Annotated in this window: 24 protein-coding genes; 7 read left to right on the top strand and 17 right to left on the bottom strand. The window is 61.7% G+C overall.

The features are described from left to right. Positions 1-9: 9 nt before the first annotated feature. Genes ACIQLI_RS03420 through paaA form a run of 6 tightly spaced genes read right to left on the bottom strand, consistent with a single transcriptional unit; the run spans position 10 to position 4,910 of the window. Positions 10-789 (bottom strand): enoyl-CoA hydratase/isomerase family protein, encoded by a 780-nt coding sequence (locus ACIQLI_RS03420; RefSeq protein WP_400385005.1) that lies wholly within the window; start codon positions 787-789, stop codon positions 10-12. 9 nt (positions 790-798) lie between these two features. Then, the gene (gene paaE / locus ACIQLI_RS03415; protein WP_354229617.1) at positions 799-2,004 is read right to left on the bottom strand and encodes a 1,2-phenylacetyl-CoA epoxidase subunit PaaE; all 1,206 of its coding nucleotides are present in this window, start codon (positions 2,002-2,004) and stop codon (positions 799-801) included. A gap of 8 nt (positions 2,005-2,012) precedes the next feature. Beyond that, positions 2,013-2,570, bottom strand: a complete 558-nt coding sequence (gene paaD, locus ACIQLI_RS03410) for a 1,2-phenylacetyl-CoA epoxidase subunit PaaD (RefSeq protein ID WP_400385002.1) — start codon at positions 2,568-2,570, stop codon at positions 2,013-2,015. 5 nt (positions 2,571-2,575) lie between these two features. Further along, positions 2,576-3,493, bottom strand: coding sequence for a 1,2-phenylacetyl-CoA epoxidase subunit PaaC (gene paaC, locus ACIQLI_RS03405; RefSeq protein ID WP_400384999.1), 918 nt, complete (start codon positions 3,491-3,493; stop codon positions 2,576-2,578). Next, positions 3,490-3,918 carry a 1,2-phenylacetyl-CoA epoxidase subunit PaaB gene (gene paaB, locus ACIQLI_RS03400; protein WP_089596003.1) on the bottom strand — a complete coding sequence of 143 codons (429 nt, stop codon included), beginning with the start codon at positions 3,916-3,918 and terminating at the stop codon, positions 3,490-3,492. Before paaB ends, paaC begins: the two co-directional genes overlap by 4 nt. Further along, positions 3,915-4,910, bottom strand: a complete 996-nt coding sequence (paaA, locus tag ACIQLI_RS03395; protein WP_354229609.1) for a 1,2-phenylacetyl-CoA epoxidase subunit PaaA — start codon at positions 4,908-4,910, stop codon at positions 3,915-3,917. Before paaA ends, paaB begins: the two co-directional genes overlap by 4 nt. Before the next feature lie 125 nt (positions 4,911-5,035). Between paaA and ACIQLI_RS03390 the strand changes: the two genes are divergently transcribed. From ACIQLI_RS03390 to ACIQLI_RS03380, 3 genes are all read left to right on the top strand, one after another. Then, positions 5,036-6,700: an alkaline phosphatase D family protein gene (locus tag ACIQLI_RS03390; RefSeq protein ID WP_400384993.1), complete on the top strand. Its 1,665-nt coding sequence runs from the start codon at positions 5,036-5,038 to the stop codon at positions 6,698-6,700. Positions 6,701-7,101: 401 nt separating this feature from the next. Then, positions 7,102-8,550 carry a sugar transferase gene (locus ACIQLI_RS03385; RefSeq protein WP_400384990.1) on the top strand — a complete coding sequence of 483 codons (1,449 nt, stop codon included), beginning with the start codon at positions 7,102-7,104 and terminating at the stop codon, positions 8,548-8,550. A gap of 116 nt (positions 8,551-8,666) precedes the next feature. Beyond that, complete coding sequence (locus tag ACIQLI_RS03380) at positions 8,667-9,878, top strand: hypothetical protein (RefSeq protein ID WP_400384987.1); 1,212 nt, start codon at positions 8,667-8,669, stop codon at positions 9,876-9,878. Positions 9,879-9,926: 48 nt separating this feature from the next. On the opposite strand, the gene ACIQLI_RS03375 is transcribed toward ACIQLI_RS03380, so the two are convergent. The 10 genes from ACIQLI_RS03375 to ACIQLI_RS03330 form a co-directional block, all read right to left on the bottom strand. After that, positions 9,927-10,694, bottom strand: a complete 768-nt coding sequence (locus tag ACIQLI_RS03375; protein WP_400384984.1) for a WecB/TagA/CpsF family glycosyltransferase — start codon at positions 10,692-10,694, stop codon at positions 9,927-9,929. Next, the gene (locus ACIQLI_RS03370) at positions 10,687-11,706 is read right to left on the bottom strand and encodes a glycosyltransferase (RefSeq protein ID WP_400384981.1); all 1,020 of its coding nucleotides are present in this window, start codon (positions 11,704-11,706) and stop codon (positions 10,687-10,689) included. The genes ACIQLI_RS03375 and ACIQLI_RS03370 overlap by 8 nt, the downstream gene beginning before the upstream one ends. A gap of 157 nt (positions 11,707-11,863) precedes the next feature. Continuing rightward, positions 11,864-12,148, bottom strand: coding sequence for a PqqD family peptide modification chaperone (locus ACIQLI_RS03365; protein WP_400384978.1), 285 nt, complete (start codon positions 12,146-12,148; stop codon positions 11,864-11,866). Positions 12,149-12,171: 23 nt separating this feature from the next. Beyond that, positions 12,172-13,116, bottom strand: coding sequence for a nucleotidyltransferase family protein (locus tag ACIQLI_RS03360; protein ID WP_400384975.1), 945 nt, complete (start codon positions 13,114-13,116; stop codon positions 12,172-12,174). Positions 13,117-13,118: 2 nt separating this feature from the next. After that, the gene (locus tag ACIQLI_RS03355; protein WP_400384972.1) at positions 13,119-14,342 is read right to left on the bottom strand and encodes a lipopolysaccharide biosynthesis protein; all 1,224 of its coding nucleotides are present in this window, start codon (positions 14,340-14,342) and stop codon (positions 13,119-13,121) included. Beyond that, positions 14,330-15,577 (bottom strand): polysaccharide pyruvyl transferase family protein, encoded by a 1,248-nt coding sequence (locus tag ACIQLI_RS03350; RefSeq protein ID WP_400384969.1) that lies wholly within the window; start codon positions 15,575-15,577, stop codon positions 14,330-14,332. The genes ACIQLI_RS03355 and ACIQLI_RS03350 overlap by 13 nt, the downstream gene beginning before the upstream one ends. Then, complete coding sequence (lepB, locus tag ACIQLI_RS03345; protein WP_400384966.1) at positions 15,574-16,239, bottom strand: signal peptidase I; 666 nt, start codon at positions 16,237-16,239, stop codon at positions 15,574-15,576. The genes ACIQLI_RS03350 and lepB overlap by 4 nt, the downstream gene beginning before the upstream one ends. Positions 16,240-16,301: 62 nt before the next feature. After that, positions 16,302-17,423: a hypothetical protein gene (locus ACIQLI_RS03340; protein WP_400384963.1), complete on the bottom strand. Its 1,122-nt coding sequence runs from the start codon at positions 17,421-17,423 to the stop codon at positions 16,302-16,304. Positions 17,424-17,566: 143 nt separating this feature from the next. Further along, a complete protein-coding gene (locus ACIQLI_RS03335; RefSeq protein WP_400384960.1) occupies positions 17,567-18,208 on the bottom strand; it encodes a hypothetical protein in 642 nt (213 codons plus the stop codon). A 191-nt stretch (positions 18,209-18,399) separates the two neighbouring features. After that, a complete protein-coding gene (locus ACIQLI_RS03330) occupies positions 18,400-19,284 on the bottom strand; it encodes a helix-turn-helix domain-containing protein (RefSeq protein ID WP_400384957.1) in 885 nt (294 codons plus the stop codon). Between the two features lie 140 nt (positions 19,285-19,424). On the opposite strand from ACIQLI_RS03330, the gene ACIQLI_RS03325 reads away from it, so the two are divergent. Together ACIQLI_RS03325 and ACIQLI_RS03320 are read left to right on the top strand one after the other, a co-directional pair. Then, positions 19,425-20,954, top strand: a complete 1,530-nt coding sequence (locus ACIQLI_RS03325; RefSeq protein ID WP_400384954.1) for a polysaccharide biosynthesis tyrosine autokinase — start codon at positions 19,425-19,427, stop codon at positions 20,952-20,954. Next, positions 20,951-21,580 (top strand): low molecular weight phosphatase family protein, encoded by a 630-nt coding sequence (locus ACIQLI_RS03320; RefSeq protein ID WP_400384951.1) that lies wholly within the window; start codon positions 20,951-20,953, stop codon positions 21,578-21,580. Before ACIQLI_RS03325 ends, ACIQLI_RS03320 begins: the two co-directional genes overlap by 4 nt. Here ACIQLI_RS03320 and ACIQLI_RS03315 read toward each other — a convergent pair. Further along, positions 21,577-21,999 (bottom strand): VanZ family protein, encoded by a 423-nt coding sequence (locus tag ACIQLI_RS03315; protein WP_400384948.1) that lies wholly within the window; start codon positions 21,997-21,999, stop codon positions 21,577-21,579. The two genes, ACIQLI_RS03320 and ACIQLI_RS03315, sit on opposite strands and share 4 nt — an antisense overlap. A gap of 223 nt (positions 22,000-22,222) precedes the next feature. Here ACIQLI_RS03315 and ACIQLI_RS03310 point away from each other — a divergent pair, with 223 nt between their 5' ends. Next, positions 22,223-25,672, top strand: a complete 3,450-nt coding sequence (locus ACIQLI_RS03310) for a response regulator (RefSeq protein WP_400384945.1) — start codon at positions 22,223-22,225, stop codon at positions 25,670-25,672. Beyond that, positions 25,669-26,583 carry a diguanylate cyclase gene (locus ACIQLI_RS03305; RefSeq protein WP_354229573.1) on the top strand — a complete coding sequence of 305 codons (915 nt, stop codon included), beginning with the start codon at positions 25,669-25,671 and terminating at the stop codon, positions 26,581-26,583. Before ACIQLI_RS03310 ends, ACIQLI_RS03305 begins: the two co-directional genes overlap by 4 nt. Positions 26,584-26,587: the final 4 nt, after the last annotated feature.

Below are 26,587 nucleotides of genomic sequence, written 5' to 3'. Positions count from 1 at the left end.
AACCTGCGGCTACCCCTTGAAAACCGGCGCCCGCTTCTCCTGGAACGCCCGGAAGCCCTCCGCATAGTCGTCGGTCTTGCACAGCCGTGCCTGCTCGGCGTTTTCCTCGGTCATGGAAGCCCAAAGGCCCAGGCGCTGATCGCGGATGTGGGCCACGAGTTCCTTCGACGCATTGAAAGCTTCAGTGGCGCCGACGGCCACCCGCGCAACAATCTCCCGCGTCTGGTCCAGCAAAACATCGGCCGGCATGGCACGGCTGAACATACCCTGCGCCACGGCTTCGGCCCCGGAGATGAGATCGGCCGTGTAAATCAGGTCCAGCGTGCGGTGCATGCCCAGGCGCTCGGTGAAGTACCAGTGCCCGCCCGAGTCCAACGTGGCCCCCAGCTTGGCAAAGGGTGAGCCGAACTTGGCGTTTTCCGCCACGTACACAACGTCGCTGGCCAACAACAGCCCCAGCCCAACGCCGAGGCAAGCGCCATGAGCGGCAGCGAACGTGGGTGTCGGGAAAGCGGCCATCTTCTTCAACAACGGCTCCACGAGACCGCCGAGGTAAGCCTGGGCGTCATCGGTTTCGGGAGTAACAGCAGCAATGTCACGGCCCGCGCAGAAGGCGCGCCCCTCGCCGCGAAGGAGCAGTGCCCGCACCTCACCACGTGAGGCGGCGGCAGCGGCGTCGTCGTACGCTTTATCCAGTTCGGCCAGCGCGTCCTCGTTGAGCGAGTTCAGCTTTTCTGGGGCATTGAGGACAATTTCGGCAATGCCGTTGGCAATGGAGAGCTCGATCATGGGGACTCCTTAGACGTCGAAGTCGACGGTCACTTCTTCGCTGGTGGGGTGGGACTGGCAGGTCAGGACGTAGCCCTTATCCAACTCGTCCTGTTCAAGGGCGTAGTTCTCATCCATGGTCACCGTACCGGTGACCAGCTTGGCCCGACAGGTGCCACACACACCACCGGCGCACGCGAACGGAACATCCGGGCGGACACGCAAAGCTGCGTTGAGGATGGATTCGCGGGCATGGGTGGGACTGGCGACGTCACCGGTCAGACCATCCAGGGTGAAGGTGATCTTGTACGTATCCTGCGACTCGTCCTCCACAACGGGGCGGCCGGCGTTGCCCTCGGGGCGGTCCGGACGGCCAGTGGTGAACAGCTCGAAACGGACGTGCTCGGGCTCAACGCCACGGGCAGCCAGCGTGTCGCGGCACAGCTGAACCAGCTCGAACGGCCCGCACAGGAACCACTCGTCCACATCCTCGGCACGGATGGCACTGCTGAGCAGCGCCTGCAGCTTCTCGGAATCAATACGCCCGGTCATCAGCGGTGCGATCCGCTGCTCGCGGGACAACACGTGATGCAGCGCCAGGCGCGACGGATACTTGTCCTTCAGGTCCGCCAGCTCTTCAAGAAACATGACGTCCATGGCAGCTTTGTTGGCGTACACCAGGTCAAAGGTGGTCTCCGGATTGGCCGCCAACAGCGTGCGCGCAATCGCGATGACCGGGGTGATGCCCGAGCCGGCGGCGATCGCCACGAAGTTGCCCGGCTCCCCCGCCAACTCCTCCGGGTGGTTCATGGAGTTCATGACGTTGTGCTGAACGGCCGCGCCGTCCTTGCCGTGCCGCGAAATGAACGCGCCCTGCGGGCTCATCACGTCCAGGACGTCACCGGCCTTCAGCTCGGCATTGGCCCACGTGGAGAAGACGCCGCCCAGGTCCTTCTTGATGGCTACGCGGATCTCGCTGCTGCCGTCCTCGAAGCTGCGCGGCTCTGCGCAAATCGAGTAGCTGCGCCGGACCTCGTGCGGCTCACCGTTCTCATCCGGCAACGAGGTGCGCAAGGCCACGTACTGACCGGGAAGGTAGTCGTACTGCCCTGCCAGCTCGGCGGGAACACCGAACGAGACCTCAATGGCATCGTCGGTCAGGCGCCGGACTTCCGAGACGGTCAGGTGATGAAAAGACGCACGACGGCGGCTGGCTGTCTGGGTTTCGGTGGTCATGGAATTCCTTAGAGGACTTTGAAGTAGTCGAACGGTTCCTTGCAGTCCTGGCAGACGAACAGCGCCTTGCAGGACGTGGAACCAAAGCGGGTGAGTTCCTTGGTGTTCAACGACGAACACTGCGGACATTTCACGGCCAGGCTCAACCGGACGGGACCGGAATGGCCACCCGCGGCAGCCATACCACTGGGCGGGGCAATCCCGTATTCCTCCAGCTTGGCCTTGCCCGAATCCGTCATCCAGTCAGTGGTCCACGCCGGGGACAACACCAGGTTGATGCGCACGCTCGCGTAGCCTTCCTTCTCGAAGGCTGTCCGCAAGTCGTCACCAATGGCGTCCATCGCCGGGCAACCGGAGTACGTGGGCGTGATGGTGACCTCGACGGCGGTACTCGACGTACCGCCGTCGTGCTGGTCATCCGCGGTGGCCGCCTCAGGCGACTCAACAACCCGCACACCGCGCAGGATGCCCAGGTCCTCGATGGTGAGGACCGGGATCTCCGGATCGCAGACCGTGGATGCGATGTCCCAGGCCCGCTGTTCTTCAGTTCGTGACAGGGTGGCCATGCTGGTCACCAGCTCGCGCCCGGGTGTTCGCGGGCCAAGACCTGCATTTCAGCGAGGATGTAGCCCAGGAACTCGGAGTGCTTGCCACGGCGACCGCCGCCCAGGGACTGCGGGACGGCGGGAATTTCCAGCTCCGCTTCGGCCATGATGTCGCCTGTGAGGCGATCGAACCCAGCACGGAGGCTGGAGGGCTGAACGGTCACGCCGGCCTCGGCCAGGCGGGTGGTCAGGTCATCGTCCTCGAAGAGTTCGTCCACGTAAGGCCACACGAGCTTGAAGCCCTGGATGATGCGTTCGCGGGACTCATCCGTGCCGCCGGCCAGTCGAAGCACCCACTGCGCGCTGTGATCGCGGTGGTAATCCACTTCCTTGACGGCCTTTGCGGAGATGGCTGCAAGGGTGGCGTCCGTGGACTCCATGAGCTTGGTGTAGAGCTCGTACTGGTAGTAGCTCACAATGAACTGCCGGGCGATGGTGACCGCGAAGTCGCCGTTGGGCTGTTCAAAAAGGTGGGCGGAACGGAACTCGTGCTCGCGGCGGAAGTATGCCAAGTCGTCCTCGGACTTGCCCCACGCGGCGCCGGCGTAGGTCAGGAAGGAGCGTGCGTGACCCAGCTGGTCCAGCGCAATGTTGCCGAGCGCGATGTCTTCCTCGAGCTCAGGGGCACGGGAAATCCAGTGACCCAGGCGTTGGGCGAGGATCAGGCCGTCGTCGCCGATGCGCAGGGCGAACTCTGCCACATCCTCGGTGGGCTTGACCTGCCCCCGGCTGATCTCGAGCGCGATGTCCTCCGGGCGCAGTGCGTTGCCCGGCGTGATGCGGGTGGCGCTGGCAGAACCGTCGCCGGACGCGCCGGCTCCGTGGACGCCGACGGAAATGTCCCCGTGGCCGTCGATGGCGAAGTCAGTATCTTTGGTCGTCACAGGTGCTTCACGCCTTCGCTCTTGGTGTAATACGTTGCGTGGCGGTAATCCTTGCCCTGCGGGGACTCAAAGAAGGAACCCTTGGAGTCGGGATCGCTGGAGGAAATCGCCTCGGCGGGGACAACCCAGATGGAGACGCCTTCGTTGCGGCGCGTGTAGAGATCGCGGGCGTTCCGGAGGGCCATGGCCGCATCCGGGGCGTGCAAGGAGCCGGCATGCACGTGGGACAGGCCGCGGCTGGAGCGGACGAAGACCTCCCACAGGGACCACGGCGTTTCTTCCGTGGCGCCGCGCGGGGTGACGGCCGGGCCTGAGGCGGGTGCCGGCGTCGTGCTGTCAGCGTTGGTGGCCGCAACCTTGGGGGCCTCGCGGGCGATTTCGCTGGCGGCGCTTGCCGGTGCTTCCGGGTTACCGTGGGGGCTCATGCTGCGTGTTCCTTCTGTGCTTGCTTGCGGGCGTAGGCCACCGCGGCTTCGCGAACCCAGGCACCGTTCTCGTGTGCCTCACGGCGGCGCTCGATGCGCTGCGAGTTGCAGGGACCGCGGCCGGCCAGGACTTCCTTGAACTCGTTCCAGTCCAGGGGTCCGTGCTCCCACTTCTTGGTTTCTTCGTTGAAACGGACGTCCTTGTCAGGCAAGGTCAGGCCGAGGACCCGGACCTGCTCCACCATCATGCCGACGAACCGGCTGCGCAGCTCGTCATTGCTGAAGCGCTTGATGTTCCAGGCCATGGACTGCTTGGAGTTGGGTGAATCGTCATCCGGCGGACCGAACATCATCAGCGACGGCGCGTACCAGCGGTTCACTGCGTCCTGGGCCATCTGCTTCTGCGCAGGCGTGCCGTTGGCGAGCTCCAGCAGGATCTCGAAACCCTGGCGCTGGTGGAATGATTCCTCCTTGCAGATGCGCACCATTGCGCGACCGTAAGGACCGTACGAGGCACGGCACAGGGGAACCTGGTTGCAGATGGCCGCACCATCAACAAGCCATCCGATGGCTCCCATGTCTGCCCAGGAAATCGTGGGGTAGTTAAAGATGGATGAGTACCGGGCTTTGCCGGCAATCAGGTCTTCCATCATCTGGTCCCGGGACTGGCCCAGGGTCTCGGCGGCCGAGTACAGGTACAGGCCGTGGCCGGCTTCGTCCTGGACCTTGGCCATGAGGATGGACTTGCGCTTCAGGCTCGGTGCCCTGGTGATCCAGTTGGCTTCCGGCTGCATGCCGATGATTTCCGAGTGTGCGTGCTGCGAGATCTGGCGCAGCAAAGTCTTGCGGTACGCCGCCGGCATCCAGTCGCGCGGTTCGATGCGCGAGTCCTCCGAAATGATGCGATCAAAATACGCCTGTCCGGCTGCCTCCCGCTCCTGCTCTTCCGGGGACAGCTCAGCGGGCACTGACTGCAGATTCTGCGATGCCATGGTTGCTCCTAATAAATTACCGACCGTTCGTTCAGAATATGCGGAGCGGACGTTTTCAGTCAAGGTCCGGGTTCCTTTACCTCAGCCTCATCTCCCGTTCACGGGCGCTGACAAGAGTGGACTGCATGACTGACCTCACACGCCGAACCCTCGTCACAACGTCCCTCGCCGGCCTGGCCCTGACCGGCCTTGCCACCAACGCGGCACCCGCATCCGCCGCACCATCCGTTGCGCCGTCCGCTGTGCCGCTGGTCCGCAAACGGCTGACGCTCCCTACCGGCATTGCAACGGGAGACGTCACCACCGACTCCGCCGTCCTCTGGTCCCGCGCCTCCGGACCCGGCCGGCTCACGGCCTTGCTGCAGGCAGTAGACAGCTCCGGCGAAATCCTGCGTGGCCGGTACGGTTTCAGCCGCACCATCCGTGGGCCCCTCGCCACCGAAGCCAGCGACTTCACCGCCAAAATCCATGCCACTGGACTCCCCGCCGGCACCCGATTCGCGCTGGAGCTGAACTTCGAGGACGAGAACGGAGCAGGTGAAGCAGTCCGTGGCACGTTCAGCACAGCGCCCGGAAAGCACGACGACGGTACGGAAGACGCGCGCGGAGGCGGCAGGCCGTCGTCGTCCGCGCAGTCCTTCGTCTGGACCGGCGACACCGCCGGCCAAGGCTGGGGCATCAACGAGGAACTGGGCGGAATGCGCGGTTACAAGGCCATGCATGCCACCCGGCCGGACTTCTTCATTCACTCCGGCGACACCATTTACGCCGATGGCCCCATCGCTGCCACTGTCACGGAAAAGGACGGCCAAGTGTGGCGGAACATCGTCACCGAGGAAGTCACCAAAGTGGCCGAGACGCTGAAGGAATACCGGGGCCGCCACCGCTACAACTCCCTGGATGCCAACATGCGCGCCATGTTCGCCGATGTCCCCGTGATTGCACAGTGGGACGACCACGAGACCACCAACAACTGGTACCCCGGCGAAATCCTAGACGACCCCCGCTACACCGAACGGAACGTCAACGTCCTTGCCGCCCGGGGCCGCCAGGCGTGGCAGGAAAACATGCCGATCGCCGACGCCGCGGCGCTCTGGCGCCCAGGAAAGGTCGACGCCGGGCAGTACCAGCCGGCGCGCATCTACCGGAAGATTTCGCGCGGACCTCAACTGGACATTTTCTGCCTGGACATGCGGACCTTCAAATCGCCCAACACCGACGGCAAGGAACCCTACGCCACCAACATCCTGGGCCAGGAGCAAGCGGATTGGCTGATCAAAGAAGTCCGGAAATCCAAGGCGACCTGGAAAGTGATCGCCGCAGACCTGCCACTGGGCATCATCGTCCCCGACGGTGCCGTGAACCAGGAAAGCCTGGCCAACCGGGATCACGGTGCTCCCCTGGGCCGCGAACTGGAGATCGCCGGCGTGCTTTCAGCGTTTAAGAAGTACGGCGTCAAGAACACGGTATGGCTGACCGCTGACGTGCACTACTGCGCGGCGCATCACTACGCCCCCGAGCGGGCCTCCTTCACGGACTTCGACCCCTTCTGGGAATTTGTGGCCGGGCCGATCAACGCCGGATCCTTTGGGCCGAGCGACATGGACAAGACCTTTGGGCCGGAAGTTCTGTTTGCCAAGGCCGGGCGCTTCCCGGGCGAGTCACCCCGCGATGGTGAGAACCAGTACTTCGGGCATGTGGACCTGGCCGCCGACGGCGTCTTTACTGTGAGCCTCCGTAACGCCAACGGTGCGGTGCTGTATTCAAAGGCACTTACACCGGAGCGGTAGGCAGGGAATCTTCCTGGGCGGAGGGACACCGGCCGGTGCGTTGCTTACCACAGTGCCTGATGAACGAGGTAGCTTGAGTCCCGCAAATTGAATTTGCGCAGAAATTGCTAATTTTTGCACAAAATGAATCACATAAGGCCCCTTGTAATCTATATATATAGATTGCAAGGGGCCTTCTTATTCACGCAATTTGTGCTGTTACTAAAGTCCGTTTACGATGGCTCTTGAAGTGTCAAGTCAAACGCCGATCATCGAGTCTTGGCCGGATGCTAAGGCCTGAGAAGGCGTGGGGGCAGCTATGGGGGCTGAATTATGGCTTTGTTTTTGTTTTCTTTGAGCTCTTCCAATGGGTCGCATTGCCCCTGCGTCTCGCTTTTCCGACATAAGTAGGCAGTTCCATCATGGCCACTTCTGTTTCGGCTCCTCATTCACTCCAAGTCTCTGGCAGTGCCAGCTGGCTGCGAACACAAAGCATGCAGATGCGCGTCGTGGATTTGATCTGTGTATCGCTGGCAGTCGGTGGAGCACACATGCTTCGCTTCGGTGCTGATGACGCTTCCATTGCGGAGACCGAAGTCTCGTACGCAACCGTCTCGATTCTTCTCGTTATCGCATGGAAAGCAATACTGGAATACAGCGGGACCAAGGACATGAAGGTTCTGGGCACTGGATCAGAAGAATACAAGAGAGTCACCGCCTCATCGCTTTGGCTCTTCGGCGCACTGGCCGTGTTCTCTTACGTCTTCCAATTGCAAACGGCCCGCGGCTATGTCTCGGTGGCGTTGCCCTTAGGCATCGCTCTTCTCCTGGCCAGCCGTTGGGTTCAGCGGCAGGTGCTCCACAAGGGCAGGCGCGAAGGCCTGTATCTGCACAGAGTCTTGCTCATCGGAGCCTCACATAGCGTCGATCATTTGTGGAACAGACTGAACCAGCACATCATCTCTGGATACAAGCCCGTCGCAGCGTTCGTGACCGACTCAGGACACACGGGTGAGAACGTGCCGGTTCTGGGCACCACGCCCTCAGTTGAAGCCGTGCTTGAGGCAATCAGCAATCGGAAGGTTGATACTGTGGCCATCTCAAGCGGCGCCGATCCTTCCTTTCTGCGCCACTTGGGCTGGGCCCTGTCAGCCCGTGATGTAGGAATGATCATGGCGCCCGCTCTCACCGATGTCTCCGGCCCCAGAATCCACATTCAGCCAGTAGCAGGGCTGCCTTTGGTCCATGTAACCACGCCCAAGCTTGAAGGGTTGCAGGCCATCGCGAAGCGTGGGTTTGATATCGTCGCATCCGCCGCAATCCTCGCGGTGCTGTGCCTTCCGATGGCCGTCGTAGCATTCCTCATCAAGCTCGATGGCTGCGGACCCGTCTTCTTCCTTCAGCAGCGCATTGGCAAAGCCGGCGAATCGTTCAGCATGTATAAATTCCGTTCCATGCGAGTAGATGCTGAAGCCCAACTCCACGCGCTCTCGCAGAAGAACGAGGGCAACGGCGTTCTTTTCAAGATGAAGGATGATCCCAGGGTAACGCGGGTAGGCAAGTGGATCCGGCGATACTCCATCGACGAACTTCCCCAGCTCATCAACGTCCTCAAGGGCGACATGAGCTTGGTCGGACCGCGTCCTCCTCTACCAAAGGAAGTCGCCGCCTACGAGCAACACGAACACCGGCGGCTCATGGTTAAACCCGGCATCACGGGCTTGTGGCAAGTCAGTGGACGCAGTGATCTGTCATGGGAGGAATCAATCCGCCTGGATCTCTACTATGTGGAAAACTGGTCACCGGCGCAGGACCTGATGATCCTGTTCCGGACACTCCGGGCTGTGCTAGCACGAGACGGCGCTTACTGATGTCCTTAAAGGGGACGAGGGGATGGACAGATTTGACGTCCGAACGTCAGAAGCGGCAGAGCAGACCCGCTGAATTCCGTGGATTGACCTTCACCCCGGCGCAGTCAGGTTGGCTGGTGGGGGTTCTGGCAATTGGTGCACTGGTCACGGGCTTGGGGCAGAACCTTCTGCTCACATACTCATCCTTCGGGGGTTTCAACCTCATGGATGACGTGTTCATTTCGTTGATGTTCCTTGTGGCCCTGACCCGGCTCGCTAACCGGTTCAACGTCCCCGCCCTGCTCGCCATTATCTGGATCATCGCCTGCATGGTTGCTCTGTGGCGAACGACGGATGAGAGCATCATCCCCGGAGATTCAGCTTTCTTCCTGTTCCGCCAAATTTGCATGCCCGTCCTGGTCATTGTCTGCGGTTTGGTGATGACCCGGCGGGAATGGCGCTGGATTCTGTTCTTGGTCCTGGCTATCGGAACACTGAATGCCGCCTATATCGGGCTCGAGGTGCTTGGAATCCGACTGGTCGATCCCGCACCCTTCGCAGTCCTCAGCAAGACCGCAATTTACCCCAACGGATTACCGGGTTATTACATGTCATTCGACTTGAACGGTGAGCTGGCCGTCCGCGCTGGGGGTCTCTATCTCAACCCTCCAACCACCGGCATCGCCACCGGCGCTGCTGCTCCACTGGCCTTCCACGCACTCCGCTTCCGAGGGCGGATTCTGCTGGTCGTAGCCCTTGGTCTGGCCACGGTAGCCACCATTAGCCGCGCCGGTATCCTCCTCATGTTGATTGCCATCGTTGGCCCCCTGCTCGCCCGCAAGATCCACCCCCTGCTGGCCCTGCCTCTGCTCGGCGCTCCGGTTGTCATGGCCGGTAATAACATCGCAGACCTGGGTAACTCGGATTCCCACGTCGATGGTCTGACTGTGGGTATTGAACACGCCTTCGAATCTGTCATTGGACGTGGGTTCGGCTATGTCGGAAACTTCGCGGGGAGGGCAGGCGAACTACAGGAGGCCTCTGAAAGCCTTGCAGGAATTGCCTTCTCTGCAGCAGGTTTGCTCACTGTCGCTATCTACGCCGCTGGCCTCTGTGTGGCCGTCTTTGCCATCCTGAAACAGCCTCGACGCTGGGAGTTCTACCTCGTGCTTGGCGCCTTGGTCATCGCCATGTTGGCGGAGACCGCTGGGTCCATGAACGCCACCGTACCCCTGTGGCTTCTGGTTGGCGCGGCCTTCGGCGCCGGCAAGCAGAACACTGAAACTGCAGCGACCCAAGACCAAGTTAAAAGCCGAGCGGCCGAAGCAGACCCGGTCTCAGGCCGCTGACCCGCTGGAGACAGCTGACCCGCTGGGCTAACCAAAGGGGCTTGTAAACTAGGAACGCTTGCGGAGCCGGGCCTTGAGGGCCAGCAAGACAAATTGGGTGTTCCCCAGCAGGTACCGCTTCAGGAGACGGCGTGGCTCCTGAGCAAACCGGTAACACCATTCAAGGCCGAGTTTCTGGATCCATAGCGGCGCACGCTTGAGCCGCCCCGAGATCACATCAAACGATCCGCCGACGCCAAAGGCCAACCCTGTGTTCAGCTGGTGCTTGTGTTGAAGGACGAAGTGTTCCTTCCTGGGACTGGGCAGCGCCAAAAAGAGCAGGTCCGGGCTGGTTGCCGCTATTTCCCGAACCACGTCCGATTCTTCTTCAGGGGTCCAGTAGCCATCACGGAATCCCACCACGTTCACGCCACGAGCCGTGAAATTCTCCGCTACGGCCTGCGCAACATCGTGCCGGGCACCCAACAGATAAACACGGTCCCCACGTTCCGGGGCGAGCTTTATGAGCTCCAGAAAGAGATCGATTCCGGAAACACGCTCCGGTGCCTCCGCTCCCAACAGCCGGCCTGCCCAGACGATTGACTGTCCGTCAGCGTTGATGATGGCGCTCGTTTCCACATATTCCCTGAGCTCGTCATCCTCCAGCGCAGCTAGGACGATCGAGGCATTCAGGTCCGCCCGCCAATGACCCCGTTCGGCGATGAGCCGGTGGCACAGCTGAACGGACTCAGCCATGGTCAGGGCATCCAGCGGAAGGTCGAAGACGCGTTTGCGTTTTCCTCCGGCAACCGTGCCAGTCATTTCCTGCTCAGTCATCTCCGTGAATCCATTCCGACAGACGGGCAAGAGCCTTGCTTTGCTCGTACACCCTGTCAGTCCTCAGCTCAGTAATCCGCTTTTCGAACTCTGCCTGCAGGTGGGCAGCTTTCCGAACAGCGCTGGCGTAGCGGTCTGCTTGGGGCGGGACGGTCAACGCCGCTTCGCCAAAGAAGTCCTTCAGCACGGCGGTATCAGAAGTCACCAGGGCTTTGCCCGCGCACATGGCCTCATAGCCTGCGCGCTGCATGGTCTCTTCCTCGGTTGTTGGGGCAAGCAGGACATTGGCGTGCCCCAGAAGCCTCAGATACTCCTCCCGTGAGACGAAGCCCGGGAAGACTGTGTTGTCAGGGTTGCAGGCGTCAACAAACGTGCTGGGTGGGCGTCCGGTGAAGACCCAGGAGACATCAGGTGCCAGGTGCGTTGCCGCGGCGAGCTCATAGAGGGGCTCATCGTAGGAATATGTAATTGGGACAAGAACGTATTTGCCGTCAACAAGAGGCGCTAGCGCAGGATCGTCAAACGCACCCAGGCTCTCAACGTCCGGGTACGTCTCGATAAGGTCGTGAAGGACCAGCGCTTCGGCTCCCTGCTTCCGCACTTTGCCGGCAAGGGAGTCATTGGTGACGATGGCGAGGTTCGATCCTCCCAGCAGCCTGGCGACGAGTTTAGTGGACCATTTCCACTTAGGATCGTGAAAGGTCCCGGTGTGCAGGTCTCCGCAGATGCGTACGTTCTTACCGACGGCGGCCCGTACCGCGAGCAGGGCGACGACCGGAGGTTGCATCACGATGACTGCGGAGGGCTTTGCGCTCCGCAGATACTTCCAAGTTGAAGTCCACAACCGCAGGTAGCGCAGCGGAAGCGGACCGGCCCCTCCACCCTCCGACCACTCATTGATCCCCAAGGTGCGGGCAATTCCTTCGCTTCGTCCATGGAAATCAATCCAACTCACAAAGACCGGAGACTTCTCCCCTGCTGAGACAACCTCGGATTTGAGCGTGGTACTCATTTGCCTGCAGCCCCAATGCCCTCGTTCTTTCGGGCACCGCAGTGCCGGAGCATGGTCGTCATAGATTTCTCCCCCATGAAATCAGCCAGCGTGAACGGATAAAATTCCCGGCTGGCAAGATTGGAAAACCGCTATCCGGTTCCCCTGCAATTCTACGTTATTGGCTTCTCTCTTTGGAATTGACGGACAGCATCAGGGCCAGCCCAGCTGACTTCAATTCGTAGAGGAAGGCAGCGGCTTGTTCCGTGATATCCGCGGGTTCCATTCCGTATACCTGCGCCACCCCGCGGACAATGTCAGATTCGGCTATAGGGGCATCAGGTGTGCCTAGAGCCAGCCAAATGGTTCCAGACGCTCCCTGAAGCGCCTGGGGCGAAAGCCCTGCATTCATGTCCCGAAGGTCCAGGACAAAAACGGTGTCATCGAGAATCTCAAAAGCCACGTCCGCAGGCCTGTACCACGCGTTCATCTGGTGCCCCAGTTCCTGAAAATGCTCAAAGCAGCAGACGGCAATGTCCGGAGACCTCTGGCAAGCCTTCGCAGGCGGGCAGCGATGAGCTTGGAAGTGTCGGATCCGGCCATGCCGGGGTCCTTTCGCAATTCGTCATTGCTTGGATAGATGGCTTTGAGGAAGACCTTGATCTTCGATTTCCCGCCCGCCACGGAAATGGCATAGAGCCAACTGCCGGTGGTGGCTTCCGAGCCGGTCTGCCGATTGATTTCCCAACGGGCCAACTCCTGGGGTGCCACGTCCTCAAACGTCCCGGTAATGCCGAGTTCCATGAGTTCCCGTTTCAAGATGCTCCTGAACCGTCCCACGTCGGCCAACCGGCTCAGTGCCAAGGCTTGTTCTCTGCCGTTCGTTGCCCGCAAGGCAGACATCAACTCACCGTATTGCTGATGTTCTTCTGCCGTGGGGGAATTCCGGAGAAGGTGCAGGAGTGCGATGACGGCGTTCGCTTCGCGGCTGGCCGTGGAAACCTGGACATTGGCCAACTCCACCTGGATCCGCGACTCCCACAGGAAATCGAAGACTTCGTCCGCAGGTCCAAAGAATCCAGGAAAATAGCTGTGGACGTCGATGTCGCTGGGCCACTTTTCATGGATCAGTGTCCTGGAATGCGGCTCCAGAATGCTGGGAGAAAACCTCACATCGCGGTCGTTCCACCCATACCGGGACAGGATCCCGCAGAATTCAGTCATCCTTGATGGTTCCACCAGGATGTCGGCGTCTGTGGAGATCTTATGGGCGCGCAGCCCGAGTCTTTCCAGAAGTGGGCCTTTGATGGCCAAGACCCGCACACCGTGCTCGGTGGCAATCCGATCAACCAGGGCATAGGCAAGAGGGGTAGCCACCGCCACTGGCAGCGTCACAGAAACTTCGTCAACGACGTCTGAGCCCGGTTCCATTCTTAGACCCTTTCCTTTCTCGTCCGTGGTGCACTGAGGTACGCAAGCCCCGGCACAAGCATGACGGCGTATGCGACGGTTCCAGCGATGGCGGCCCCTACGGCTCCCCATGGAGACGACAGCACCATTCCCACGACGCTGAAACAAACCGCAGTCAGTGTGGCAAAAGCCCTGATCCGGGCATGGCCGGTCTTTACCAAAATGCCATTAACCAGGAACCCCAGGCCCTTGGCCCACCCTCCGAGAGCAAGGATAACGGCAGGTACAACGGCACCCTGGAACTCTTCTCCGAAAACCCACGGGATGATGAACCACAGCGTTCCAACGCAAACAAGGACCCCGGCAGTCATAACCAACGAGCACCACTTGATGATCGCGGCGAATTCGGCGGGCTTTCGCAGACCGTTGCTGCCGGCCATCGCTGCATCCCGGAACGGCTTGGCCGCGACAGTAAAAAGCTCCGCCACCAGCAACGCAATCGCATAGTAGCCAAGTTGCTCGGCGCCGATGAGGGGCCGAAGGACCATCGGGTCAAGGTTGACCAGCAGCACCCCGCCAAGCCCACCTACGACCGCCCAGTTGAGGGTCTTCATAGGCCGGATGGTGGCCCGGCGCATGGTCCTTGCCGGCTCTGAGGGCCCTGTCCCGCGCTTTCCAGCGGCGGCGAAGAAGAGATAAAGGAGCCCGAGCAACTGCGGGAGAACCAGTGTCACCACGGCGTTCTGCAGGGTGAGATGACCAGTGAGAAAGAGTCCTGCCGTCAACATCAGGCGGGACAAGGCGGTGACCCACTTTTCAACTGAAATAGCCAGGATCATGTTCCGGTTCAGGGCCATACCGCGTTGGAGCAACGCGGCGGCGAAAATTACGGCACCGCTTCCGAGGACCAACAACAAATCAGCGCGGAGGAAGCCGGCTTGGGTAAAGGCCAGCGCCGCACAGAAGGCCATGACGAACGCCCCAAGGATCACCGCCGCCCAAACGCCCAGCCGGAACTTCCGGAGCCAGTAATTGCCGTAAACAGCAAGCGAATCAGAAGCTCCAAGCCCCAGAATCGATGCGGCCACCACGATGATTGACTGACTGGTTGCGAAATCGCCTTGCCCAGAAGGACCCAAAGACCGGGTAAGAAGCGGGGCTACCAGCAAGGAGCTCAGAGGCACAAGCACGGAGCCCAGTGCATTCATGACATGGTGCCCGCGCTTGATGGTGGCTACAGCAACCATGATGGTGGACGGTTCACGAACGCAGGGGTGCTCCGCGCTGTATTACCTGAATCTCCGGCGGCTTGTCGGGCAAGCTCTACTACGCGCTGCGCCGAAGGGTGACTTTCCCACGAGAGCACGTAACGGTCGGCGTCGTACCACTGGAACTGGCCCGAAAATTTGTCGACGTAGTCAAGGCCGACACACGGCACGCCCTGGCTCAGGGCGGCCACACCGGCGTGCATCCTGGCTGTCACCACGACGGCGGCCAGGGCCAGCATCCCTTTGGCCTCTTGGGCATTTCTCGGGACGGCCGAAATCAATCTCTCCCCGGACCGGCCGCGAACCATGGTTTCGGACAAGGCAACGTCACCGGGATCCTGCCGGACGTCGTGGGCCAGGACCACCACGGAGAAGCCTGCCTCCAACAACGCAAAGGTGTAGGTCTTGAAACGTGAAGTGACCTCTTGGATACCCGCTCCATTGAACGCGGCAAGGTGTGCATTGGGGACAACAATGGCGGTGAGCCCGTCCTGGGCCGTTACCCACGCACGCAACTGCTCAACGGCCGGCGTCGAGGCAGGCTTCATGTAGGCGGCCACATCCGGGAAAACATTGACTTTCCGTTGGAGCGCCTCGACGACCCTCGCCTGCGAGTTCGTATCCCGGGCGGTCAATCGAACCCGTGGGTCCAGACGACGAAGGGCTGCCAGGGCATCATCGCTGGCGTTGCGACGAAAACTGAAGTTGGCGAGTTCGGCGTGCCGACCCTGGGCCGCAGCGACGTTGAGCAAACTAACCCTCTGGGTAATGGAGCGGATCCCGTAGGCCCCATCGATCGAGTCCGCCCCCAGGACCACAATCCGCTGGGCATCAGTGAGTCTCTTCAGTTTTCGAGCATCCACATGCATCCGCCCAAACCCGATGACGCCGTCAAAGGACTCCATTCCCGCGACGCCCATGTCCGCCCACGGTTCGTTCGAACCGGGAGTCAGCAAATGCGGAGTCCCGGAGGCAGCCAGAATACTGTCGCGGCTCCCTTGAATCATGCCTTCGTCCCCAAAGGAGCCATAACTTGCGGGCGAAAGAACCGCGGTCCGTCCTGAAACGGTCTTTGCCGGCTTTTCCAACCCCAGCAACCGTCGTTGGGCAGTGACGAGCGTGGGCGCGGCATGCCCGGCCAGCAGTCTGTTGAAGTTGCCCAAGCTGTTTTCCCGTTTCCTGTTCTCCCGCGTAGTCTCCAGGCCAGTTGTCATTGCTTGCCCCCAAGGGTGGTCTTCAAGTGTTGGTTGTTGCCCCATTTGCTGAACGGATAAAGGAATCCGTCCACCGTCCCCACCAGATCTGAACGATCCGCCGTTCTGACGCATGCGGAGGCTGCTTCCGCGTTCCGGCAGGCGGAAACTGAGTCCTCCGAGTTGGAGCGGTGATCGCCGAGGAGCAGATACTGGCCTTGTTCCAGCCGGATGGCGGTAAAGCATCGCGGCGAGGATACCTGCGTTGAGCAGTCAAAGGCAGTGGCTTCGAAAGCCAAGTCCTTGACCACATAGGGTTCGTTGAGCGCCTCGCCGTTGACCTTGATCTGCCCTGCTTCCGAGCAGCATTCCACAGTGTCACCCGGCAAGCCAATGACACGTTTGACCAGGAACTCGGTGTTGCCCGGTCCGATTCCCGTGAGATCGCCAAACCAACCAATAGCCATTCGCAGCGCTCCGTGCTCCGGAGCATTTCCCCAGCCGGACGGTTTACGGAAGACCACAACGTCCCCGCGCTGCGGTTCGGCGGAAAAATACGCAGTCCGGTTCACCAGCACACGGTCACCAACATCCAGTGTTTGCTCCATGGAGGCAGATGGCACGTGGTAAATCTTCACCAGGAAACCCTGAACCAGGGCTACCGCAATCAACGAGAACAGCACGTGGGTCCATGGTGAGCGGAGGATCCGCCTACGTCGGGAAATACCCTTCACTGATTCGGGGCTCAAGAGCCCGGTACCGGATCACGGATTACCAAGCCGGCGTCAACCAAGGCTTGGAGGACTCCCACAACTGCTTCATTGAGGGACAGCCCCGGGGGCGAACCGAACTGGCGGTCTACCTCAGTTGCGAGGGAGTCAAAATCCAGCCCCTCTCCCAGCAGCTTCCAGACCAAAGGCCCAACGCCGTCAAGGACATGGACCACACGGTCTACGTCCAAGATGGCTGTCTGGCCACCAGCTTCCACGGCATCCAATACGGGCGCCGGCACGAAGGATTCTGGAGCAAAAGGATTCAGGACGCCGGAAGATTCAGCGGGAAGCACCGCAGCCCAGGCCTCTGGCTCCGAACGTCGCAAGAGATTCGATATGACAGGCAGGACCTGTGCAGCATCGGTGTAGGTCAGGCGCTGGATCGCTCCGCACCGATCGACATGTTGGGCGATGGTTTGAAGTGGTTTGTCCAAGTCAGCCAGATAGCTGACTTCCGGGACCAGTGCTGCAAGCGCCTCGCAAAGCCCCACATCTGTTAGCTCCGCTTCGGCCAGTACCACGTGAACGCGCGAAACGAGCACCAACCCTGCCAGTCGTAGCGACGTGGCCGGGAGCTCCTTGAGCTCCAGGGCAGAGGGTGCCAACTGCGCCTTGTAGATTTCACCGGGCTGGATCACAGACAAGGGCTTGCGGTACGGATGGACTGTGCCGTCGAGGTCTATTCCTACAGTCTCATCGGTGACATAGCCGTACACCGCGCCGAGCTCGCGGGCCAAGGTGGTTTTGCCCCTGCCGGATGGGCCGATGAAGGCCAGGACCTGTCCGGACTCATCCGCGATTCCGGCTGCATGCAGCATAAGAAGGTTGCCCCGTTTGGCTTCAATTGCGGCCAATGTTGCATGGGTCGACAATTCTGCCACTGAGCCGGCAATTCCGCCTTTGTCGGGAAATGGCCAGACAAGTTCTGCTATCTCATCTTCGGCAGCGCGAATTGCGGGATCGTGGTTGGTTGCATCCTGCCAAGGCCTGTGCAGTTCCATGGCAAGGTCTTCGTCATAGCCATGTCCGGAATAATCAAAACGGATCCTGACCAGGCCACCCAAGGCATTCACCAAAATGTCATCGGTCTGCATGTCCCCCACCCCAAATTCGTGAGCCCTCTGAAGTTCTGTGTGAACCAGGCCCGGAAAGATCCTATTTCAGAGAATCCAGACATGCGAAAACGCGTAAGCCGAATGGCTCACGCGTTTTCGCATGAAATCTACAGCGAAGAGCCCTAGAGGATACCGGCGCCAACGGGGACCGAAATGGTGCCGCTGCCCGTGATAACCCTCGTGCCCAAGTCCACGGAAATCGTGACGGGGAACGTCGACAAAGCGCTGATAGTCACACCGGTGCTGGTGCCTGCAAGACCGAACACGATGGGCAGGGACAAGCTGCCGTCACTTGCAATAGATACTGCCTGCGTGCTGGTCCAGGTGGTGATCGGGAAGCCGAACTGCCCGACGATCGGGGCTGACTGGTACACGGCCGTGCGCTCAGCGGAGCTAGTGACCACGCCGTTGTAGGAGTAGACGCCGAAGCCGCGCGCACGCCCCACGGGAAGGTTGATGCCAGCCGGACGTCCAACAGTTACGGTGATGGTCGCGTTTTGGGAGACTGCGCCAGGGCCGTTGGTGTAGGTTACCGTCGTTGGAACGGTGACCAGTACCTGAGCGGTGAGCGTGCCGCCACCGTCAAGCAGGTTGAGGCTAAGGAGGCTGGTTGAGGAGGCCGAGAAAGCCACACTCAAAGTGTTCACGGACGCGACGGCAGCCGGGGCTGCAACAGCGGCGGCAATGACCGGCACGGACCAGGCGGCACCCTTGACTACGGCGCGGCGGGAGTGCGGCTTGGAAACGGTGACTTCGTCGCTCATTGTTCTTCTCTCAACTCGGAATGAAAACCATCGGTTGGAATCCAGCACGTGCCGAGTTCCCCCATCAGGGATAGACATTACCCACGCATTTTCGCCTCAAAGCGCAGATCTGGCCCTCGCCGGAAGTTTTGTCGCTCAACGGTTCAAGGTCTGCGCGGAACGTCCTCTGCCCCTGCCACAAACGTGAATCTTCATGACTGGGAAGCGTCGATTCCCCGGCGTTCCCTGAGATCCCGCGGCCCGCAGCCGTATAGCTCATCCAGCGCCCGGCGCAGGGCAGCCGTTGTCCCGAATCCAGTCTGCTCGGCGATTTGTTGGATGCTGAGAATGTCGTAACGGGCATCGGTGAGCAACGTTCGCGCCAGCCTGCCGCGTTGCCGGCGAATCTCCGCGGCAATGGAATTTCCCACCTCCGCGAACGCGGCTTGCACCCTCCGAAGTGACGACTGCACAGCCTTGGCCACGGCTTCCGGGTTCAGCTCCCGGTCAGCGCAACGCTGGGCAATGACCGCCATGGCCTGGTCCCGGAGCACCGACGTCAAGGACGTGGAATCCCAGGAAACTCCACAGTGATCCAGCAGGAGGCTGCCCGTCAGTTCAAGAAGGATCTGCTCGGTGGCGTACAGCTCGATGGCAGAACCGTGCCGGGCGGGCTGATTCAGGATGGCCCCGATGAAGGCCTCAGCAGCAGCATCGAGCCGGGAGCGGACGGGAGTGACGGTCACGCTGTCCAGTGCATGGGGGACGAAAGTCTCCGCCGCGCTTCTCTGGATCCGGATCCGTTTCGCGTCCGCTTCCCCGATGAATGGCGACGGCAGGCCCCTGCCGCCAGGGACAACAACAACCGATTCGCCGCCCGGGAGGTGCGTCCCTGAGTGCGGGTCCCGGATATGGCCGGACGCGACGAAGTAAATGTCCACGGTGTCCTCGTGTCCCGTGGCATCGGGGGCATTGAAATCCCCCGAAAGTGAACTAATGGTCAGCTCACCAAATACGCATTCGGCATGCCTCTGAAGACCATGTTGATCCTGCGCGAAGTACACCGCTCCCATTTGGAGAAAGTCAGTATCCTGCATTTGTCATAAACCCCCCATCCCACCGAGAGGTGGGTATCCCCTTTAGGTCAGCACGTTACGATACTTACAACGCAGTGCAAGAACTGCGTTCTTTTTGTGTCGACGTGTCGACGCCACACAGCATCAGGGGGACCAATTTCATGGAGCTCACGGACTATTGGAAGGTCCTGCGGGCACACTGGATTTCAGTGATTGCCATTACCGTGTTGGGGGGAATAGTCGCATTCGGCTGGACTTTGACCCAGACCAAGGTCTTCAGCGCCGATGCCAGCGGCATCATTTCGGTAGGCGTCAATAAAGATCTCGGTACGGCCATGGCCGGCGAGAGCTACTCCAAATCCCGCGCAAAGTCCTACCTGGACGTAGCGAAATCACGCTCCGTGGCAGAGACAGTCATCCAGGACCTCAAGCTCCAAGGGACCTCTCCCGAGCAACTGATCAGCCGCATTTCGGCCCAGAACCCGCAGGACACCGCCACCCTCAAATTCTCCGCACAGGCCAGCAGCCCCGAGCGTGCCCGCGACCTTGCCGAGGCTTGGGTCCGGGCCGTCGGGGAGCAGGTTGCCGAGCTTGAAAAGGGCAGCAACAGCAGTGAAACGTCCATCGTCAGTTTCCGCTCGCTCGATGCCGCGCAACTCCCCACCACTCCGACGTCCCCCAACACCAGGCTCGCGCTGATGATTGGCGTGGTTGCCGGCCTGCTCCTGGCCATCGGGTACGCACTGCTCAGGAACATCTTCGACCGTCGCGTCCGTTCGGCAGTCCAGCTCGAAGCCGAGACCGGCGTCGCCGTCATTGGAACTATTCCGTTCCACAACAATTTCGACGGCGTCAACCGCCTCGTGTTGTCCCGCGGCGGCAACGATCTTGAGAACAAGAACCACCAGGACTACGCCGTAGCCGAGGCCATCCGTGAACTGCGGACCAACCTCCAGTTCATGGACGTGGATGAGCCTCCCCGCATCATCGTTGTCACCTCTGCCCTCCCGGGTGAAGGAAAGACCACTGTGGTGGCCAACCTTGCCCAAACCATCGCCGCCTCCGGGCAGCGCGTTGTTGTGGTGGACGGTGACCTCCGCCGCCCCACCGTGGCCAAGACGTTTGGTCTGCTGACCAACGTGGGCCTCACAGATGTCCTGATCGGCAGGGCCACCCTCAACGACGTCCTCCAGCCCTGGGGCGAAAGCGGCGACCTCTTTGTACTCGGTGCCGGCTCAGTCCCACCGAACCCCAGCGAACTTCTGGGCTCCAACGTCATGCGGACGCTGCTCGAAGACATTGCCAAGCACGCGATTGTCCTGGTGGACGCCCCACCGCTGTTGCCCGTCACCGACGCCGCCATCCTCACCGCCCGCACGGACGGAGCCTTGGTGGTCAGCCGCGCAGGCAAAACCACCTACGACCAACTGAAACGTGCCCTGCAGAACCTCGAACGCGTCAAGGGCAGGCCCCTGGGTCTGATCATCAACGGCGTTTCCCGCAAATCCTCCAAGGGCGAGGACTACGGCTACCAGTACTACACGTACTACAACCGCAAGGACACCGGCGAGGAAGCGGCCAAAGCCAACCACGTTCCCGCAACGGAATCGACTCCCGTGGCTGCGACAGAGCAGGTCCAGCTGACCGACCAGCGCCGTGGCCGCCGCCGCGAAAGCACCAACGCCCTGTGAGCCTGACCCATCAAGGTTCCCGGCCGCCGTCGTCCATTCTGACCGTCTGCACCGGCAACATCTGCCGGTCACCGCTGGCCGAGCAACTGATCCGTGCCCAGCTCCAGGGCAACGGCCTCAGCACCTTTCAGGTGGTCAGCGCCGGCCTGCACGCTGCGGCAGGGGCGCCCATGGAGCCTCTCCCCGCTGCCCTGTCCAGGGAGTACGGCGGCAACCCGGATGGCTCGGTCGGCCGGCAGATCTCGGCCGAGGTTGTCGAGGCGGCCGGCCTGGTGTTGACGATGACCCGCAAGCAGCGCGACGAACTGGTGCAGAAGTATCCGGGTGCCGCGCAGCGCGCGTTCACCATGGCCGAGTTCGCCCGCGCGGCAGCGAAGGTTCCTGCCAGCGAAGGCATGGCAGCTCCGGCCGCCGCCAGCTGGGCATCGGTGACTGGCGCAGTGACGAACACTCCCCTGGCCGGTCTGGTCAGCCGAACGGCAGCTGTCCGGTCCACCGCCGAACTCCGCGACGAGGACGATATCCCGGACCCCATCAACGCCAGCGAGGCCGTGCACCGGGACGTTGCCCAACGCATTGCCGGGCACTGCAAGGACGTTGCCGACATCCTCCGGAAGCACCTCTAAGCAAAAGTCGTCGCAAGCCTCTTCATCACCGCGAGGCCCAGCAAGGCTCCCAAGGTGTTCGCCACAACATCCGACAACGCTGTGACGCGCCCCGGAACCACCATCTGCACCGTTTCGATCAACGCCGACGATCCTACGGCGAGCAGCCCCGTCGCCCACCAGTTCCACAGCGCGGGCCTGAGGAGGCGGAGAAACGCCCCGAACGGGATGAACAGGACAATGTTGGCAGCGAACTCCACGCCCACTGCGGCGGCGCCGAGCGGCAGGCCAAGCAGCGAAAGCCACCCGGCAATGACCCCCACGAACCCAGTGACGGTGCTGGCTTCACGCGCCGGCAGGAAGACCACCAAGGCCAACGCCACCAGGTACGCGCCGAACATGACCTGGATCCAGCGACGGGCGACCTTCGGGTAAACCACCAGCAACCTCCTCTACCGTGTGCGTGCCTGCAGCCATCAACTATAGGGGTCCATGGCGTCCGCCCCTTGAGATCGTCCACATTCCTTGCGGCCTGCCCTGCTCTTCGGGCGTGTTTTCGGCGTATGCTCTCCTCAGCGCAGGCAAGACGCGTTGTTCGCTTTTGGTGGGGCCACTTTCGAAGGCAGGGGTTCAGTGGCAGGAGTGAAGCACGGGGTTCTTCCGATGCGTTCGTCGGCTCGGCATGGCTGGCGCTTGATTTTGGTGCCTGTTGCGTTCTGTTTAGTGCTGCTGGCCGTCGGTTTGGCAAGCGGAACAGGAACGACGACGGCGCAACTCGCGGGTGACCTGGCGATCCTTCTCGCCGTACTCACCGCCTTGACCACCCACACGATCGCGGCCCGGCGAGGACAAGACAAGTCCACGGGCCGCTGGTTCATAGTGGCGGGCCTGGCCATCTGGAGCGCCGGGCAAATGGTGTGGACCTTCAACGGCATCACTCTGAACCACCAATACCCCTTCCCGTCCTTCGCGGACATTGGCTTTGTTTGGTACGCACTGCCCACCTCCGTTGGCCTGATCCTGCTGCTGAGGGGCCAGGGGCTGCGTCTTCCTCTGCGCCGCACCGTCCTGGACGCCGGAGTAGTTGCGAGCTCCACGTTCTTCATAGCGTGGAGCTCACTTTTGGGTCCCTTGGCCGGAGCCACGAACCAGGACGCGTTTGCCCGGATTACGCAGATGGCCTATCCCATCGCAGACGTCTTCATGGTCTCGGTGGTCATTGTGCTGACCATGCGCGCGGCCCGCGGACGCAGATTGCCTTGGCTGAGCATGGGCCTTGGCTTCTGGATCCTCGCCATTACAGACCTGACGTATATGAGCTTCACGATCCAAGGCATCAGCGGAGTCACGGGATCACCTTTGGCGTTCGGATGGGTTCTCGCCTTCCTGCTGGTGGGACTCAGCCCTTTGCTTCCGGAAGCAGACAGTACGCGCAAAGACGGCAGGGCCTATGCCGCGGCCCTCGAACTGCTCCCCTACCTGCCCGTCTTCAGTGCAGTGTTCTTCTCCCGCAGCCGCCCTATTGGGACGGATCCCGTCCTGCTGGTCACCGGGTTGGTGGTGGTGGTCTTCGTGATTGTGCGGCAGGTGCTGATCGTCGTCGAAAATGTGACGCTGACCCGGGACCTTGAATCGAAGGTGGCCGAACGGACTGCCCAACTTGAAGGGCTGGGTGCAATCGTCAACTCCTCCGGCGATGCCATCATCGGTGAAACACCCGATGGCGTCATCACCAGCTGGAACCCCGGGGCGGAGCGTATCTTCGGGTACCAGGCGTCGGAAGCCATCGGCAGGAAGGGCGATTTCTTTGTCCCGGCCCACCTGCTGGAGAAAGAACGGCAAGCTTTGAAATCCACCGCCCGGAGCGGTGAAGTGCAGAACTATGAGACGGAACGCAAACGCGGCGACGGCGCCACCATCCCCGTCTCGGTAACCCTGTCCCCCGTCCGCGGCGAGGGCGGCATCAGCGGAGTCGCCACCATCTCCCGCGACATCACCGAGCGCAGGGCTGCCGAGGTCGAGCTGCTTGCAGCACGTGAGGCGGCGCTGGAAGCGAGCAGGCTCAAGTCCGAGTTCCTGGCCACCATGAGCCACGAGATCCGCACTCCCCTCAACGCGGTGATCGGGCTGACCTCGCTCATGATGGACACGCCGCTCAGCGAGGGCCAGAGGCAATACGCACAGGGCGTTAAAGGCGCCGGCGAGGTTTTGCTGACCCTGATCAACGACATCCTGGACTTCTCCAAACTGGAGGCCGGGAAAGTGGACCTGGACGTCACCTCCTTCGACCCCCGGTCTTTGGTGGACGAGGTGGCCGGGTTGGTTGCGGAGGCGGCCCAGGGCAAAAATCTGGAACTCATCTCCTACTGCCACCCCGACGTACCGGCACGCCTGATGGGCGACGCCGGACGCATCCGGCAGATCCTGTTGAACCTGTCCTCCAACGCGGTCAAGTTCACCCCTGCCGGCGAAGTCGAAATCCAGATCTCCATGGTCAGCCGGGATGCAGACAACGCCTCACTGCGGTTCGAAGTCAGGGATACCGGCATTGGAATCAGCGCCGAGGACCATCACCGGCTGTTCGAATCTTTCGCCCAAGCCGACGCCTCCACCACCCGCCGGTACGGAGGCACGGGGCTGGGCTTGGCCATCTCCCGGCGCCTCACCGAAGTCATGGACGGGAGCATCGGACTGGAAAGCGAGCCGGGAACAGGCAGCAAATTCTGGTTTGTCCTGGACCTTCCCATTGGCCCGGACGCTTCCGACACAGGGACCCTGCCGGCTACGCTCGCCGGCCGCAGGGTCCTGGTGGTGGACGACAATGCCACCAACCGCCTGGTGCTGGAAAAGCAATTGGCCAGTTGGGGCATGCAGCCGGTGGCTGTCGCGGACGCAGCTTCCGCAATGGAGGAATACCGCACAGCCGTGTTAACACAACACCCGTATGACATCGCCGTGGTGGACATGTGCATGCCCGATACCGACGGCTTGGAGCTGGCGCGCCAGATCAAGGGCGAGAGTCACGGCTCCGGATCGCCGGGAATCATCCTGCTGACTTCCACCATGCAGGTGGAAAGGGTGGATCTTGTCAGCGCGGGAATCCGCGAATACCTCACCAAACCCGTGCGAAGTTCAGAGTTCTACAACCGCCTCCTGCGCCTGATGGCCACCCGGACCGTGGGATCACCTGCGCAACCCGTGCAGTTGGATGCAGCTGCATTGGCCGAACCGGTGCCACAGCAGGGCAAACTCCTGGTGGCCGAAGACAACGAGGTCAACCAGTTGGTAGCCCGAGGGATGGCCAACAGGCTGGGTTACGACGTTGACATTGTGGACGACGGCGCCAAAGCAGTGACCGCAGCCCTGTCCGGAAGGTACGCAGCCGTACTCATGGACTGCCACATGCCCGTGATGGACGGCTTCGACGCCACCCGGGCCATCCGCGCCCGGAACGGTCACGCCGCCCGCATTCCCATCATCGCCATGACTGCAGGGGCACTGGATGAGGACCGCGAGCGCTGCTTCGCCGCCGGCATGGACGACTACCTCAGCAAACCCGTGGACCTCGCCAAGCTCGCCGCGGTGCTGACGCGATGGGTTCCGGATCAAGAGCAAACGTCGACGGCGGTGGGCGGCTCTGTGCCCGGAGCGGCGGTGGGCGTCGCGGAGGTGCCGGCGGGCGTCGAACGTATGCCGGCGGCAGCATCGGCGTCGAACGCTGGTAGTGAAGAGGCTGCTGTTCCCGACGCTGTGGTTCTTGACGCTGACCGGCTGCAGATCCTCCGCGAGCTTGGGCCGGCGGACGGCCTGGGCCTCTTGCCCGACGCTATCCGGGCTTTCCGGCAGGACGCCCAAACCACCTTGGAGGCACTGCGTACCGCGCTGGGGGCGGGGCAAGCCGCTGCCGTGGAAGCGGCCGCACATAAACTCGCCGGTGCGGCCTCCAACATCGGAGCAGCCGGCGCCGCGGTGCTGTGCAAGGATCTGGAGCGGTTCGGCCGCGAGGCGGGACCGGACCTGGCTTCAATCGGCATGCCGGTGCTCACGCAATTGCAGTCAGAACTCGAGCAGGTGGACGTTGCCCTCGAACGCACTCTCCAAGGAGCTTCATGAAAGTCCTGATCGCCGACGACGACCAGATCTCCCGGATGATCACCAAAGCCGCCGTCGAGCAGTCCGGCCATGAGTGCATCGTGGCGGAGGATGGCGACTCGGCCTGGCAGCTGTACCAGGAGCACGGCCCCGAAGCCGTAGTTACGGACCTCATGATGCCCGGCCTCAACGGGCTGGACCTCTGCCGCGCCATCCGCGCGTCCGAGGAGGACAGCTACACGTACATCATCCTGGTGACCTCGCACGGTTCCCGGAAGGATGTGCTGGCAGGCATGGAGGCCGGTGCGGACGACTACGTCACCAAGCCCTTGGACCCGTTCAGCCTTCACATCAGGCTCCTGGCTGCCCAGCGGATCACATCCTTGCACGCAGACCTTGCCCGCTACCGATCGGCACTGACCGAGCAAGCGCGCACGGACCCCCTCACCAAGCTGCACAACCGCCTGAAACTCACGGAGGACCTGGGCCTGCTGCACAGCCTCGATGATCACGATTACTGCCTTGCGATGGTGGACGTGGACAACTTCAAGAGCTACAACGACATCTACGGGCACCAGGCCGGTGATGCCGCGCTGGTGGCGATCGCAACAACCCTTGCCCGCGAAGTCCGGAAAGCCGACGCCGTCTACCGCTTTGGTGGCGAAGAGTTCCTCTTGGTCCTGCAAGACCAGTCCCCTGCCACCGCCGCTTCCGTCATGGAACGTGTCCGGTCCGCGGTCCATGACCTGCGGATCGAGCACTCCGGAGATCCGGACGGTGTCCTGACCATCAGCGCCGGAGTCTCGGCCTTCACGGACGGGCACCGGGCAGGCAGCGAGCAACTCCTGCGTGAAGCCGATCTTGCCCTCTACGCGGCGAAGGCCTCCGGCCGAAACCGGGTGAACCTGGCCAGCGCGCTCCGCATGGAATGAACAG

Origin of the sequence: Paenarthrobacter sp. NPDC091669 (genome assembly GCF_044756725.1) — a bacterium.
GTDB classification, from domain to species: Bacteria; Actinomycetota; Actinomycetes; order Actinomycetales; family Micrococcaceae; genus Arthrobacter; species Arthrobacter bambusae_C.
Note: the sequence above shows the minus strand (reverse complement) of the source record. Positions and strands in the feature narration are given on the sequence as shown.